Origin of the sequence: Mycobacterium sp. 48b (assembly GCF_048282725.1) — a bacterium.
GTDB lineage: Bacteria > Actinomycetota > Actinomycetes > Mycobacteriales > Mycobacteriaceae > Mycobacterium.
Genome location: NZ_JBLVUL010000001.1, coordinates 347,416 through 360,618 on the forward strand (window position 1 = coordinate 347,416; position 13,203 = coordinate 360,618).

12 protein-coding genes are annotated in these 13,203 nt (G+C 65.7%); all 12 read right to left on the minus strand.

Annotated elements, in window-relative coordinates; genetic code table 11:
* Nucleotides 1-16: 16 nt before the first annotated feature.
* Nucleotides 17-928: a mammalian cell entry protein gene (locus ACNQR1_RS01635; protein WP_418043560.1), complete on the minus strand. Its 912-nt coding sequence runs from the start codon at nucleotides 926-928 to the stop codon at nucleotides 17-19.
* Complete coding sequence (locus ACNQR1_RS01640; RefSeq protein ID WP_418043562.1) at nucleotides 895-1,446, minus strand: mammalian cell entry protein; 552 nt, start codon at nucleotides 1,444-1,446, stop codon at nucleotides 895-897. The genes ACNQR1_RS01635 and ACNQR1_RS01640 overlap by 34 nt, the downstream gene beginning before the upstream one ends.
* A complete protein-coding gene (locus ACNQR1_RS01645; protein WP_418043564.1) occupies nucleotides 1,443-2,417 on the minus strand; it encodes an RDD family protein in 975 nt (324 codons plus the stop codon). Before ACNQR1_RS01645 ends, ACNQR1_RS01640 begins: the two co-directional genes overlap by 4 nt.
* Nucleotides 2,414-3,070 (minus strand): hypothetical protein, encoded by a 657-nt coding sequence (locus ACNQR1_RS01650; RefSeq protein WP_418043566.1) that lies wholly within the window; start codon nucleotides 3,068-3,070, stop codon nucleotides 2,414-2,416. The genes ACNQR1_RS01645 and ACNQR1_RS01650 overlap by 4 nt, the downstream gene beginning before the upstream one ends.
* The gene (locus tag ACNQR1_RS01655; protein ID WP_418050237.1) at nucleotides 3,040-4,593 is read right to left on the minus strand and encodes an MCE family protein; all 1,554 of its coding nucleotides are present in this window, start codon (nucleotides 4,591-4,593) and stop codon (nucleotides 3,040-3,042) included. Before ACNQR1_RS01655 ends, ACNQR1_RS01650 begins: the two co-directional genes overlap by 31 nt.
* A gap of 6 nt (nucleotides 4,594-4,599) precedes the next feature.
* Entirely contained in the window at nucleotides 4,600-5,754 is a 1,155-nt protein-coding gene (locus ACNQR1_RS01660) for a virulence factor Mce family protein (RefSeq protein WP_418043568.1), read from the minus strand.
* A 35-nt stretch (nucleotides 5,755-5,789) separates the two neighbouring features.
* A complete protein-coding gene (locus tag ACNQR1_RS01665) occupies nucleotides 5,790-7,430 on the minus strand; it encodes a virulence factor Mce family protein (RefSeq protein WP_418043570.1) in 1,641 nt (546 codons plus the stop codon).
* Between the two features lie 21 nt (nucleotides 7,431-7,451).
* A complete protein-coding gene (locus ACNQR1_RS01670) occupies nucleotides 7,452-9,017 on the minus strand; it encodes an MCE family protein (RefSeq protein WP_418043572.1) in 1,566 nt (521 codons plus the stop codon).
* Nucleotides 9,014-10,045: an MCE family protein gene (locus tag ACNQR1_RS01675; protein ID WP_418043574.1), complete on the minus strand. Its 1,032-nt coding sequence runs from the start codon at nucleotides 10,043-10,045 to the stop codon at nucleotides 9,014-9,016. Before ACNQR1_RS01675 ends, ACNQR1_RS01670 begins: the two co-directional genes overlap by 4 nt.
* Before the next feature lie 61 nt (nucleotides 10,046-10,106).
* Nucleotides 10,107-11,324 (minus strand): MCE family protein, encoded by a 1,218-nt coding sequence (locus ACNQR1_RS01680; RefSeq protein ID WP_418043576.1) that lies wholly within the window; start codon nucleotides 11,322-11,324, stop codon nucleotides 10,107-10,109.
* A gap of 4 nt (nucleotides 11,325-11,328) precedes the next feature.
* On the minus strand, nucleotides 11,329-12,105 hold the full coding sequence (locus tag ACNQR1_RS01685; protein ID WP_418050238.1) for an ABC transporter permease: 777 nt from the start codon (nucleotides 12,103-12,105) through the stop codon (nucleotides 11,329-11,331).
* A 94-nt stretch (nucleotides 12,106-12,199) separates the two neighbouring features.
* Complete coding sequence (locus ACNQR1_RS01690; protein ID WP_165610635.1) at nucleotides 12,200-12,937, minus strand: MlaE family ABC transporter permease; 738 nt, start codon at nucleotides 12,935-12,937, stop codon at nucleotides 12,200-12,202.
* Nucleotides 12,938-13,203 lie beyond the last annotated feature (266 nt).

Genomic DNA, 13,203 nt, shown 5'->3' on the forward strand with positions numbered 1-13,203 from the left:
GCCTACATCCTCGCCGCTACAACTGCGGAGACAGGTCCAATTGCGTCAAAGCCGGCATCTGGGTGATCAGCCAGTTCCCGTCAGTGCGCTGCAGTATCAACCGATACGACATGTACCGCAGCGACGGGACGTTCTTGGTCACCGGGCTCGTCGACACCGTGTTGGTGTACACGATCGCGGTGGCCTCATCGCGACCGATGGTCTCCACCGCGGTACCCATCACCTCGGTGTTGTTGGTGACCTGCGCCTGCTTGTTGGTCGGCACGATGGAGTCGATCAGCTGCCGGTACTGGTTGGCGAAGTCGCTGGACAGGTACTTCGCGGCCCGGTCCGGTAGCGACTCGATGTTGTCCGGGTTGTAGGTCCACAACGTGGTGATGGCATCGGCCGAGGTGCGCGCCACCTGAAGTTTGGTCGCCACCAATGCGCGGTCGGCCAGGTACGGCTGCAACATCGCGCCGCCGAATGCCCCGGCCACAACGAACACCGCCGCTGCACCCGCCGCGAGGTAGGTCAGGCGCTTGCCGGCTTCACGGTGCGGAACGAGGACCTCGTCCTCGGCGGGTTCCGCGTCCGCCGATTCGGCGTCGGTGACCGCATCGGTGTCACCGCCGGCTTCAGCGTCGACGTCGGCTTCTTCCGTCGATTCCGGCTCGGCGTGTTCTTCGGCCTCGTCTTCGGGCTCGGCCTCCGACGCAACCTCGGCAGGCGCCTCGGGATCGGCAGGCGCCTTGCGGCCTGCCTTGCCCGTCGGGGTACGACGCTCCGCGGTGTCACCGGAATCCGGGCCGGAATCCGGGGCGCCCTCATCGGCCGGCGTCTCGACCACTTCCTCGGCACGGCGACGCCGCCCGAAACGCAATCTGCGGCGCGGCTTGTCAGGCTCGCCGGTGGTCAGATCACCTGAATCAGCTGGCTGATCTTCCACTGCTGTCCTTCCCAAATCGTCGTCGCAATCCAACGGCTGCCGCTCTCCACCACGGACTTCCCGTCGGGGGTTCGGGTACTGATCTTCGTTGCGACCAGGACGTCGGCACTCCCGTTGTCGTTCCATCGCTGGATGCCGGCATCGAGTACCGACCCCTCGGTCGGCTCGGCCCGGGCCACCTGCACCACGATCTCGTTCTGCTTCTCCTGGAACATCTTTCGGAAATCGCCGGTCGCCTGTGCCGCGATCCGGTCGGCATAGTCGTTGGCGTGGTACGGATCCAGCGTCGTGTACACCGTCATGAACTCACGTACGTAGTCCAGCGCGCCCGCACTCTTGATCTCCGCACGGTGATCCGACTCGTGCCGCACAAGGATCAGCGTGCTGCCCGCGATGGCCGCCGCGATCAGCAGAGCCGAGATCATCCCGACGATCGGCAGACCCCAACGGATCGGCTCCTTGGGCTCGACCGCGAAATAGTCACGCTCATCGGGCTCGATCCGGCGCCGCGGGCTCACTGTCCGCCCCCGTTCAGCACCGGCCGCTTGAGCACCGTCAGGTTGTCGACGAGCCAGCGGTCATCCGACTTCTGGAACTCCACCCGCACCGTCGCGGTAATGAACTTCAGCTCCTGCGGATTGGTGCCACGCTGGCCCTGCAACGCCACCAGCATCGAGGCCGCGTCCTCGGTGACACCCGGCAGCACCGCGCTGCTCACCGCCCAGTAGTCATTGGTGGTCGGCCCGGCCTTACGCACCGCGTCCTGCTGGGCGACCAACTGCTGCCGATAATTGTCCGTGGTCAACGACTGCGCCTTGGTGAAATCCGCGTCGACGGAATCCACCCCGCAGCTCAGCAGCTCCTCGACGATTCGCGGGCCCTGGTCGGCGATCTGCGCGCGGGCCTGGTCCACCGCCCGATCCTCGCGGTACACCGCCAGATATCCCAGCCCGCCCGCGATGCCGCTGAGCAGCGCGAGCGCGAGCAACACCGCACCCGCGCGACGCCGGACATCTGTCTCGGGCCGATCGATGCGACGCACCTCGGTGCGGGTCAGCAGATCGGCGAAGGTCCGGTTGCGTGAATCCCACAGCGGCCACAGCCAGCCCAGGAAAACCGCCGCGGTGTCCAGCAGATGCGCCAGGTCACGGAGCAGAAGCCGCAGCAGGCCCGCATCGCCGACCGCCGACACCACCCGGATACCGAACACCGACCGGCCCAGCGACCAACCGGTGAAAGCGGGCAGGCCGATCCGGTTCAGCAGCATCGCGACGACCACCACGGCCGCGGCCACGGTGCACACCCACCAGAACCAGCCGTACAACGAGGCCGACCACGCCAGCAGAGCCAGCGTCACGATCAACCCGACAGGCGCCAGCACATCGATGGCGAACGCCCCGGCCCGAGCCGACCACGAAGCCAACCGGGTCTGGTCCGTCCCGGTCCCCCCAGCGGAGACCGTGCCGGCGTTGTCCAGCACAGCGGTCACGACGTGACCTGGTCGAGCCGCGCGACCTTGTAGTTGCCGTCCTCGGCGCGGGCCATCTTCACCCGCAGCCGATAACCCTGCTCTTCGTCGGACTTCTCGCTGTTGGTGACCAACACGCGCACCGCGACCAACAGGTCCATCGACCCGTCGTCGTTGTGCTTCTCCACCGCGGCCCGCAGATCCGAGACCTTCACCTGCACATTGGCGGCCTGGTAGGCGTCCAGCAGCATGCCGCTGTAGAGGCCGGCCTGCGCCCCGAAGTCACCGGTCGAGCATTCGATGATCTTGGTCTGGGCCGCGATCATCGCCTGGGTGTCAGGCGCTTGGGTCGCGGTCACGCAGTCCTTGGCCGCGGCCAGGGCCTCGGCCTCGTCGCCGGCGATGCGCTCGCTGTCCTGATGCGCACGCAATGCCAGGTAGCCACCGACTCCGACGGCTGCCGCAAGGACCAGCAGGCCTGCGAGGATCGCCGCCATCCAGCCACGCCCCAGCCGTGACGGCCGGGACGTGGCCTCCTGAGAAGCAGCTTCGGCCTCCGTGCCGGAGACGTCCGCATCAGAGATCTCGGTGACGGCCTCCGCTTGCGGTTCAGGGGTATGGGGGTCCTGCTGGTCGGCGAGGTTCAGCTGGCTGGCGCCAGCATCTCCTTCCATCCGTCATCTCCTGGTTTATTCGAGTTGGTGACGGAGTACTTCACACCGCCGGGACCGACCACCTCGCCGCTGGATGGGCTGTAGGTAGCGGTCGAACCTGCTGCCGGAGTGTAGATGCAGGGGTTCGGCTGCTGTCCACTACAACTCACATTGCCACCCCGCGGCGCGGTCAGCGGGTCGCTGCGCATCGCCGTTGATTCCGGTGGTGGAAGCTGACTTGCCGGCAACGGGTTCATCCCATTATTCACCGAAGGCGCGGGGATGACCCGGCCCGGATCGACGGGCTGATCGCAGCGCGCGGCCGGGGCCGGGCAGTTGCGGATCTGGTTCGGGTCGCCGTACCAGGGGTTGGTGCCCAGCGGCTGGTAGGGCTCGTCGCTGTGGCACTCCGCCGGAGAGGCGGCGCGCTTGCCCGGCACGTCGGCGCACGGATAGTTACGCGCACCGCGCACCGCGTTGGGCGCGTCCTTGGGGATCTTGCAGTACAGGCCCGACGGCAGCGGTGCCTCCGAGGTGTCCGCAGGCGAACGCCACTGCGAGGCCGGCAGGAAGCCGGTCAGGCACGGCGGCGGCATGTTGATACCGAGGCCGAAGTGCAGCAGACCCTTGGGCGCGAAGATCGTCGCGGTCTGGGCGACAGCGCCACCCTGGGGCAACGCCACCAACACCTGCTCGACGTTCTTGTTGTAGCGCTTGAGCATGTCGATGACGATTTCCAGGTTCGCCAGCGTCTGCGGCAACGACTCCTGGACATCGCTGAACACCGAGTTCAGCTGGTCGGCCGTCGGTGCGGCCTGCTGAAGACCGCCCCGCAACGCCGCATCGTTCTGAGCGCTCTGCGCTGCCAGCGTGTTCAGGTTCTTGGCCCACCGCGAGATGGCGTCGCCCGAGTTCACCTGGCTGTCGATGATCGGTCCGGAGTTCTCGACGATGTCGTTGACCGGACCGATGTTGTCCTTGAAGTCACTGGCGATCGCCTGGGTCGAATCGACCAGGCGCTGCAGTGACGGCCCGAGCCCGCCGACGGCCGTGGCCGTCTCGTCGAGCAGTACCGCGATCTTCTCCTTCGGCAGCGCCGCGAGGCCCTGCTGTGCGGCGTCCAGCGACGGGCCGACCTCGGCCGGCACGGTGCCCTTCTCGATGGTGTCCCCGTCGCGGAAGTACTTTCCGGTACTGCCGCCGTCGGACACCAGGTCGATGAACTGCTCACCGACCGCCGACACCGAGTGCACGTTGGCACTGGCGTCCAGCGGAATCCGGTACTGGTCGTAGATGTTCATCTCGACCCGCGCGCCCTGCTCGGTGGGCTCGACGGAGGTGACCTTGCCGATCGTCGTACCGCGATAGGTGACGTTGGCCGTGGCGTACAAGCCGCCCGAATTCGGGAGGTTGGCGTTCAGCTTGTACATCCCGACCCCGGCCCAGGTGGGCAACCGCAGGTACACGAGTGCCAGCACGACCAGAGCTATCGCCGTCAGCACCGTGAAGAGAACGAGCTGCATCTTGATGAAGCGGGTCAGCAACATGCCTCACTCCCCCCTTTCCACAAGCGGGCCGCCAGGTGCGTCGTGCGGGTTCGGCGTGAACCGGACGTCCGGGATCATCGTCGCCGGATCGCGGCCCCACGCCTGCTCCAGCGCTCGGAGCATGCCCGAGACACCGGTGCCGGACAGGAACGCGTTGTCCACCGAGCTCAACGTCAGGTCGATCGTCAGCGACACGTTGATGTAGTCGCCGCGCACCGCCTTCGGGATGTTCTCGATGTTGAACGGCACCGTGAGGATCAGCTTGAGCGCTTCCACCAGGTACGGGGCCGAGCGGGCCAGCTGCTTGAGCGGCCGCTGCAGGTTCTGCAGGTTGGTGTGCAGATTCGCGTTGCTGTTCGACAACGTGTCGTCGGCAGCCTTGGACAACCGGCCCAGCGAGGTCACCGCGTCGGCGAACAAGTCGCGCGTGTCGGCGAAATGCTGGATCAGCGGCGGGAACTCGGTGAGCACCCGGTCCAACGTGTCGTTGCGCGTCGCCACGATGTTCAACAGCCGGTTGGTCGAATCGATCGCCCGGGTGATGTCGTTGCGCTGCTGATTGAGCTCGTCGGTGAACGTGTCGAGCCGGCCCAGGAAGTCGCGGATCTGATCGGCGCGACCGTTGAGGATGTTGAACACCTCGGTCTGGATGGTCTCGATGTTCGGGATACCACCGCCGGTCAGGATGCCCGAGATACCGGCCAGCGTCCGCTCGATCGTCGGATAGGCCGACGACTGAGCCAGCGGGATGGTGTCCCCGCTGCGCAGCATCTCCTTGGACGGGTCCTTGTCCGGCGGATTGAGCTCGACGTGCTGCGAACCCAGCAAGCTGGTCTGGCCGATCTTGGCCAGCGTGTTCTTCGGCAGCTCGATGCCCGGCTCAAGGTCGACGGTCAACGTGGGAACCCAGTTGATCAGCTCGATCTTGCGGACCCGGCCGACGAACACGTCGCGCACCCGCACCCGGCTGTTGGCGTTGAGCGCCAACGTCTCCGGCATCTGCACATACAGCGTGGTGCGGCCGGACTCGGTGCCCGGCCCACCCGGCAGCGGCACGTTGGCCACGCCCCGCCACTGACCACACGAGGTCAGGATCAACGCGGAAGCCGACAACACCGCGACGCGTCTACCGACGCGACCCCAGTTGCGTGCCTTCATCCGGCCTCTCTGTTCTTCGCGCAAACGGCTCATCATCACTGCCCTCCCGCCTCGGCAGGCAGCGCCGGTCCGGCAGGAGCCGGGCCAGGTGCAGGAGCTGCGGCCGGGGCGGGACCCGACATCGGATCTCCCGGGATCACACCCGGCGCAGGCACCGGCGGCGGTCCGGGCTGCGGGTACCACGGCGGCGGCAACGGATTGCGCTCGTCGTAGGAGTTCGGCGGTCCGGGCAGGTTGCCTCCCGGAGGAGCACCGAACGCCGGCGGGGCCGGCGGGGCCACGATGTCCGGGCCACCCATCAACTCGGACAACGACTCCGGCGTCAGCATCTGCTGCGTGGCCGGCTGCACCTGCACGCCCTGCATCCCCGGCGCCACGGTCCAGCCCGGCTCGTGGTTGCCGTGCGAGAACAAGGTGTCACGCGACCAGATACCCGGCACGGTGGTGTCCTTGTATCCCCCTGGCGGCTGCAGGCGCGGATCCGAGTAGGAGATCTGCTTCGGCAGCGTCATCGCGGTGTTGGCCAGGTTCTGGCCGAACGGCAAGAAGTTGAACTTGATCGCGTCCAGGATCGGGGCCAGGTACTGCGCGCACAGTTCGGCCGAATCCTGGTACCCCAACCGGCTACCCGCCTGGATCGAACTGCAGACGAACTGCAGCGGGTTGGAGAAGTTGGTCAGGCCCGGCAGAACCGGCAGACCCACGATGCCACCCTGGTTGGGCGAGACGATGTTGAGCACGTTGGCGGCCAGGTTCGGGTAGGCGTGCAGACCCGTCTCCAGGCCGTTGCGCGGCTCGGGCTGCAGGATCGCCGTCGTCGCCTCCGACAAGTTGTTGACGTCGTGGGCGAGCACGCCGCCGTTCTTGTCCAGGAACTCACGGGTGGTCTTGAGCACCCGGTTCAGATCCTCCAGGGCTGTCGCCAGCTCCTGGTCGGTGTTGGTGAACGAGTTGGTGAACTGCGCCAGATCGTTGTTGAGCGCCACGAACTGCTGATCGCTCTTGTGCAGGGCATTGACGAACAACGCCAGGCTCTTGACCACCTGGAAGAAGTCGCCACGGCCCTGATTGAGCGTGGTCAGAGCCTCCGACAACCCGTTGAGAGTGCGGTTGAGCTGATCTCCCTTGCCCTGGAAACCGTCGGCGAAGGAATCGATGATGTCGCCGAACGGGCCCTTGGGCTGTTCGGCGGTCGGGCCCAGATCGTCGAGCAGACGGGTGATCTGGTTGCGCAGCTCGTCGTACTCGACCGGGATCTGGGTGTTCTCGATCGGGATCACCGCGTTGTTCTGCAACCGCGGCCCGCCCGTGTAGGGCGGGGACAGCTGGATGACGCGCGAGGCCACCAGGCTCGGGTTCAGCACAGACGCGGTGACGTTCTCGGGCACCTTGTACTTGTTGCTGACGTGGAAGACGACCTTCATCTTGTCGCCGTCGGTCTCGATGCTGTCGATGGCACCGACCTTGACGCCCATGATGAGGACCTTGTCGCCGGGGTACAGCGCGAGCACCTCGGGGAAGTACGCGGTGACCGTGGTGTTGGTCATCTTCTTGTACAGGTTCATACCGAAGTAACCCAGCACCAGGGCTGCTGCCACCGCCAGCGCACCCAAGATGACAGTTGCCCGGGAAGCCGTGGGCAACTTGATGTTTCGAACGTTGAAAACAGTTGACATGTCTCTGTCTCTCCCCCTGGCCTAGCCCTGCGACCCGGGCGGAAGGAACGGCGGATTACCCGGGAGCGGCGGTGTACCCACCGGCCCGGCATCCGGCCCCGGTCCCGGCGGTGCCGGGGGAGCGTTCACCGGTGCCGGGTGCGGTGCGTAACCCGGGAGGGGTCCCGGTGCCACCGGCAACGGGGCGATCGGAACGGTGCGGGCGCCGGGCGGACCGGGCGCCAGCTCAACCGGTGCACCCGGCTGATCCGGCGGCATGTCGCCGGGGATGGCCGCACTGGGCACACCCGGTGAATGCGCGATGCCGTCAGGATTCGGCGCCGAGGTCGCCAGGTCCGGCGGGCCGTACTCCGGGCCACCGAACGGACCCTGGGTGGCCGCTGCACACGGCATCGGGTTACCCGGGGACGGGATTCCGGCCGCGGTCGGCGTGTACGAGCACGGCGATCCGGGCGGGACGGCAGGTCCCGGGTGCTCCGGGGTGCCTTCCAGCGGCGTCGGGGCCGGCGGCGGGGCGCCGTTCTCGAAACGCTTGCCGTTGGGATCGGGGAAGCGGGCCGACGGCAGACCGGCGTTACGCCAGAACTCCTCGGGGTCGATGCCGCGCTTCTTGAACGCGGAGTCGACGAACGGCTGCAGGATCTGCGGCGGGATCAGGTTGACCAGCATCACCTTGAAGTACGGACCGGAGGCCAGCGCCTCGGCCAGGGAGGTGATGAACTTGCCGGCCACGGTGAGCGTGTCGGCCAGGTCCTGCTTGCGCTCGACGAGCAGGTCGCTGACGGTACGCAGCTGCTCGAGCACGTGGTTCAGGTTCGGATTGTCGTTGATCAGGCCCTCGACCTGGTGCGACACCGACGACACCCGCTCCAGCAGCATGCTGACTGCCTGGCCACGCTCGTTGACGGCGGCCAGCAGGGTCTGGGCGTTCACCAGCAGCTGGTTGACCTGCGTGCTGCGGTCACCGAGAACCGTCGCGATCTTGTTGGCGTTGGCCAGCAGCTTCTTGACGTCCTCGTCGCGCTTGCCGATGGTCTCGGAGAACTTGGCCACGCCGTCCAGCGCGGCACTCAGGTGCGGCGAGGTCTGATCGACCGTCTCCGACAACACGTTCAGCGATTCCTTGACCGACTTCGTGTCCCAGCCCGACGCGTTGCGGGTGACGTCCAGGAACGCGTCGTAGATCTGGTACGGCGTCGTCGTCTGGCCCAGCGGCAGCATCCCGCGCGGCGGCAGGGTGTGGCTGCCGCGGGGCTGGATCTCGATGTTCTTCCGACCCAGGATCGTGTCGGTACGGATCGCCGCCCGGCTCTCGGTGCCGATCGTCTTCCCACCCAGGGTGTAGCCGATCTCGACCTTGTCGCCGTTGATGTCCATGCTCTTGACCGTGCCGACGTCCATACCGGCGATCCGCACCTTGTCACCCAGGTTCAGGCCACCGGTATCGGAGAACTGGCCGTAGTACGTGGGGACCGCGAACAGCATCGGCACGCTCGTCAGCGTCGAACCGACGCCGATGACCAGCGCCACCACCACAACGCCCATGAGGCCTTTGCGGAAGCGGTCGGAACCTTGCAGTGTCCTCATCTCGGCGTGCACCTACCCGACGGCTGTGAACTGAGTTTGACGGTTCGGACAGGGCCACCTGGCTGCAACCCGTTGAGCTTCAGCGAGAGGTCGCAGGCATAGAAGTTGAAGAAGTCACCGTAGATGCCACCGGCACGGCCGATGATCTTCAACGCCTGGGGGAACTGCACCAGGATGTCGTTGAGCTGCTGCTTCTGGTCGATCAGCGGCTGCTGGATGACCTCGAGGTAGCCGATGGTGTCCTTGAGCAGCGGACGGTTGTCGGACAGCAGGTCCGCCAGCGAGCCGGCCGCGTTGCTGATGTTGGCCACCGAGGATCCGATCGGATCGGCCCGGTTCTTCAGCCCGGTGATCAGCGTCTCGAAGTTCTTGAGGGTGTCGTCGAACTGTTGCTGATGCGCGACGGTGGTGTCCAGGACGATGTTGAGGTTCTTGATCACCTCGCCGATGGCCTGGTCCCGATCGGCGATGCTCTGGGTGAGCTGCGCCGTCTGATCCAGGATGTCGTTGATGGTGCCGCCCTGGCCCTGGAAGATCGTGATGATCGACTTGGAGATGGTGTTGACCTTCTCCGGGCTCAACGACTGGAACAGCGGACGGAAGCCGCCGACGAGCGCGTCGAGGTCGAGCGCGGGCTCGGTGCGTTCCAGCGGAATGGTGCTGCCCGGCGTGATCTTCGTGTTGCTCTCCCCGCGCTTGAGCTCGAGGTAGCGGTTACCGATCAGGTCCTGGTAGCGGATCGCGGCCGTGGTCTGGTCGAACAACGGCAGCGACTTCTCGACGTTGAACGTGACCTCGGCCTGCTGGCCGCCGTTGATCAGCTTGACGCCGGAGACCTTGCCGACCTCGACACCGGAGGCACGGACGAACTGCCCCGTGCGCAGACCGCTGACGTTGTTGAAGATCGCCGAGTACTCGGCGGTCCGGTTGAACCGGATCTGACCGAAGACCACGAAGATGATCGCAGTGAAGGTGAGCAGCACCAGTGAGAAGATGCCGAGCTTGATAAGCGTGCCCTTGATGCTCATGCGGCTCCCTCGCAGGCTCGGGTCCCGCATGCCATCTGACTATTCGTTCCGCAAGCGTCTCTCATGGGTTGATCGTGTTCTCCCCCACTTGGCGGCCCCACACGTACTCGGCCACGAGCGGTTGACCCAACTCGAGGTGGTTGTACGGGGCGATGGAGGCACCGGTATCCATCACCAGGTACGGCGCCGGCCAGAGGTCCTTGGTGACCGGCTGCCAGCAGCCGGGCCGGCCCTCGGGCCCGCCCTTGGCGTTGACCCGCGGCAGGTTGTCGGGATAGACGTACGGGTTGCCCACGCCGATCAGGAAGTCATGCAGCTCAAGGGCGTAGCCGTTGCGGGTCTGGGCGGCGAACTTCGGAGCGGCCTCCGCATAGTTGCGGACAGAACACGCCAACGCCGGGCTGTTGCGGTCCAGCATCTCGCTGCCCGGCAGCAGGTCCTGGGCGCCGCGCACCAGATAGGGCCCGCCGCGCTCGAAGATGTCCCCGCCGGTGTTGCCGAAGCCCACCGCGGCCACCAACGCCTGATCCAGATTCCCGCGCTGCTCGTTGAGCGTGCGCGCCGTGGTGACCGCATTGGTCAGACCATCGAACAGATCCGGACCCGCATTGGCATACACCTCACCCAGATCGGCCAATCCAGCGATGTCACGGCGAATCTGAGGCATACGCGGATTGAGATCGCTCAAGATGTCATTGCCGTTGACGATCGACTGACCGAACTTGTCACCCAACCCATCCAGAGCCTGAGCGGTCGCGGTCAACGTCTGATTCAGCTTGATCGGGTCGATCTGCTCGGAGATCGCGGTGATCGTCTCGAACAGGGTGTTGAACTCCGTGGTCACGCCCTGCGCGCGGATCGGCGTACCCGGCGTCAACCGGTTCGGCGACGGATTGGACGGCGACAGGAACGAGATGTACTTGTTGCCGAACACCGTCGTGGCCCGCAGCTCGGCGGTCACGTTCTCCGGAATCAGCTTCAGATACTGAGGCTTGACGTCCAGCGTCAGCTTGGCCTCCGGGTTGTCGTCGACGGTGACGACATCGATCGACGCCAACCGACCGATCGGCACACCGTTGAAGGTGACCTTCGAACCCGGGTCCATCGACAGACCAGCCCGACCGGACAACACGGTCAGCTGGGTCTTCTTCTCGAAGGTTCCGCGGAACTGCATCCACGTCAACGCGAAGACCACAGCGGTGACGAGCGCGAGCACCAGTCCGGCCAGCTTGTACGGCGGGATCTTGGGCTTGTTCAGGGGTGCGTGGGGGGCCGTCATGCCGCTACACCGTGAGGTTGAAGTTGGGGTCGGTGCCGTAGAGCGCCAACGATGCCAACAGGACCACCAACACGATTGCGATCAGCGAAGTTCGCATCGACCTCCCTACTGCCTCACCCACACCGACAGCACCGCCACTGGCGTAATAGCCGAAGTAGCAGTGGTTCAACATGACCACGATGGACATGATGATGACCTGGAGGAACGACCACATCACGTCGTCGACCCGCAGGAACGTATGGAAGTAGTGCTCATACGTACCGACTGACTGCGAGTAGAAGATCGTCGTGACGAACTGCGCAGACAGGAAGGACAGCAGGATCGCCATCGCGTAGAGCGGGATGATGACGATCGTGCCCGCGATGATCCGGGTGGACACCAGATACGAAATCGACCTGATGCCCATCACTTCCAGCGCGTCGACCTCTTCGCTGATGCGCATGGCGCCGAGTTCGGCGGTCGCGCCGGCGCCGACCGTGGAGGCCAGGGCCTGACCGGTGACGACCGGGGCAACGACGCGGATGTTTGCCAGGGCGGCGAAGAAGCCGGTGAAGGCCTCGACACCGATATTGCCGAGGGAGGCGAAGCCCTGGATGGCGATCAGGGAGCCGGCCGACAGCGTCACGAAACCGATGATCGCCACGGTGCCGCCGATGACGGCCATGGCGCCGGTGCCCATACCGATCTCGGCGACCAGGCGCAGAGCCTCACGGCGGTAGTGCCGGAACGCGTGCGGGATGGAGCCGATGGCCTGGACGACGAACCACGCGACGTGGCCCATGCTGTCGAGGAACCGGCCCGGAGTGCCCGCGATGTCCGAAGTTCGCGAGAACGCCCGGGGGAACCGGGACCGAAGGACTGTTGCAGTACTCATGTCAGTGCCCTGTTCCGAACCGCACACCGATGGTGGTGAGCACGACGTTGACTGCGAACAATGCCACCACGCACAAGACCAGGGTCTCGTTCACCGCGGTGCCGACGCCCTTGGACCCACCGGCCACCGTCAGGCCGCGGTAGCAGCCGACGAGACCGGCGATCAGGCCGAACAGAGTCGCCTTGATGACCGAGATCATCACCTCGGGGAATCCGGTGAGCAGGGTCAGCGTGGACACATAGGCGCCGGCGGAGACGTTCTGGACGTAGACGCCGAAGAAGAAGCCACCGATCAGGCCGATGGTGATCACTGCGCCGTTGAGCATGAAGGCCACGAATGTCGAGGCGACCACACGGGGTACGACCAGCCGTTCGATCGGGTCGATGCCCAGCACCTCGAGCGCGTCGATCTCCTCACGCACGGTGCGGGCACCGAGGTCTGCGCAAATCGCGGTCGAACCGGCGCCGGCCACCACGAGCACCGTCACCAGAGGACCGAGCTGCGTGACCGCACCCAGCGCCGCGCCGGCGCCCGAGACGTCAGCCGCGCCGAACTCCGCCAACAGGATGTTGAGCGTGAAGATGATGAGCACGGTCAGCGGGATCGATACCGCCAGGGTGGGCAGGAATGCCACCCGGATCAGGAACCAGCTCTGCAGCACGAACTCTTTCCACTGGAATGGCCGTGTGAGAAAGGCCTTTCCAGTGAGCACAGTCATCTTGAAGAAGCCACCGACCATAGCCAGCGGCTTCTCCAATTGACCACGTACGTAGCCGACGAGCCCGTCGGCGGGCGCCGTCACCGGTGCGCCCCTTGGACGTGTCGCACGCCCCCTCCTCGTCGCCTGTCAGCCTGTGTGATCCGTCTCTCCCTACTCGCGAGTAGTAATTGAGACCACCGGACTGTACCCGATGGAAACAGAGCCGTGCACTGCATCGGGTGGATTGTGCCATCAACCGTTAACAAGGGCATGCAAAGACAGCAAACTTCCGCCGCGACCTGCAG

Coding starts and splice junctions, on each gene's coding strand:
- ACNQR1_RS01650 (WP_418043566.1), bottom strand. CDS start 3,070: ATGGAAGGAGATGCTGGCGCCAGCCAGCTGAACCTCGCCGACCAGCAG.
- ACNQR1_RS01660 (WP_418043568.1), bottom strand. CDS start 5,754: ATGAAGGCACGCAACTGGGGTCGCGTCGGTAGACGCGTCGCGGTGTTG.
- ACNQR1_RS01665 (WP_418043570.1), bottom strand. CDS start 7,430: ATGTCAACTGTTTTCAACGTTCGAAACATCAAGTTGCCCACGGCTTCC.
- ACNQR1_RS01670 (WP_418043572.1), bottom strand. CDS start 9,017: ATGAGGACACTGCAAGGTTCCGACCGCTTCCGCAAAGGCCTCATGGGC.
- ACNQR1_RS01675 (WP_418043574.1), bottom strand. CDS start 10,045: ATGAGCATCAAGGGCACGCTTATCAAGCTCGGCATCTTCTCACTGGTG.
- ACNQR1_RS01680 (WP_418043576.1), bottom strand. CDS start 11,324: ATGACGGCCCCCCACGCACCCCTGAACAAGCCCAAGATCCCGCCGTAC.
- ACNQR1_RS01685 (WP_418050238.1), bottom strand. CDS start 12,105: ATGGGCCACGTCGCGTGGTTCGTCGTCCAGGCCATCGGCTCCATCCCG.
- ACNQR1_RS01690 (WP_165610635.1), bottom strand. CDS start 12,937: ATGGTCGGTGGCTTCTTCAAGATGACTGTGCTCACTGGAAAGGCCTTT.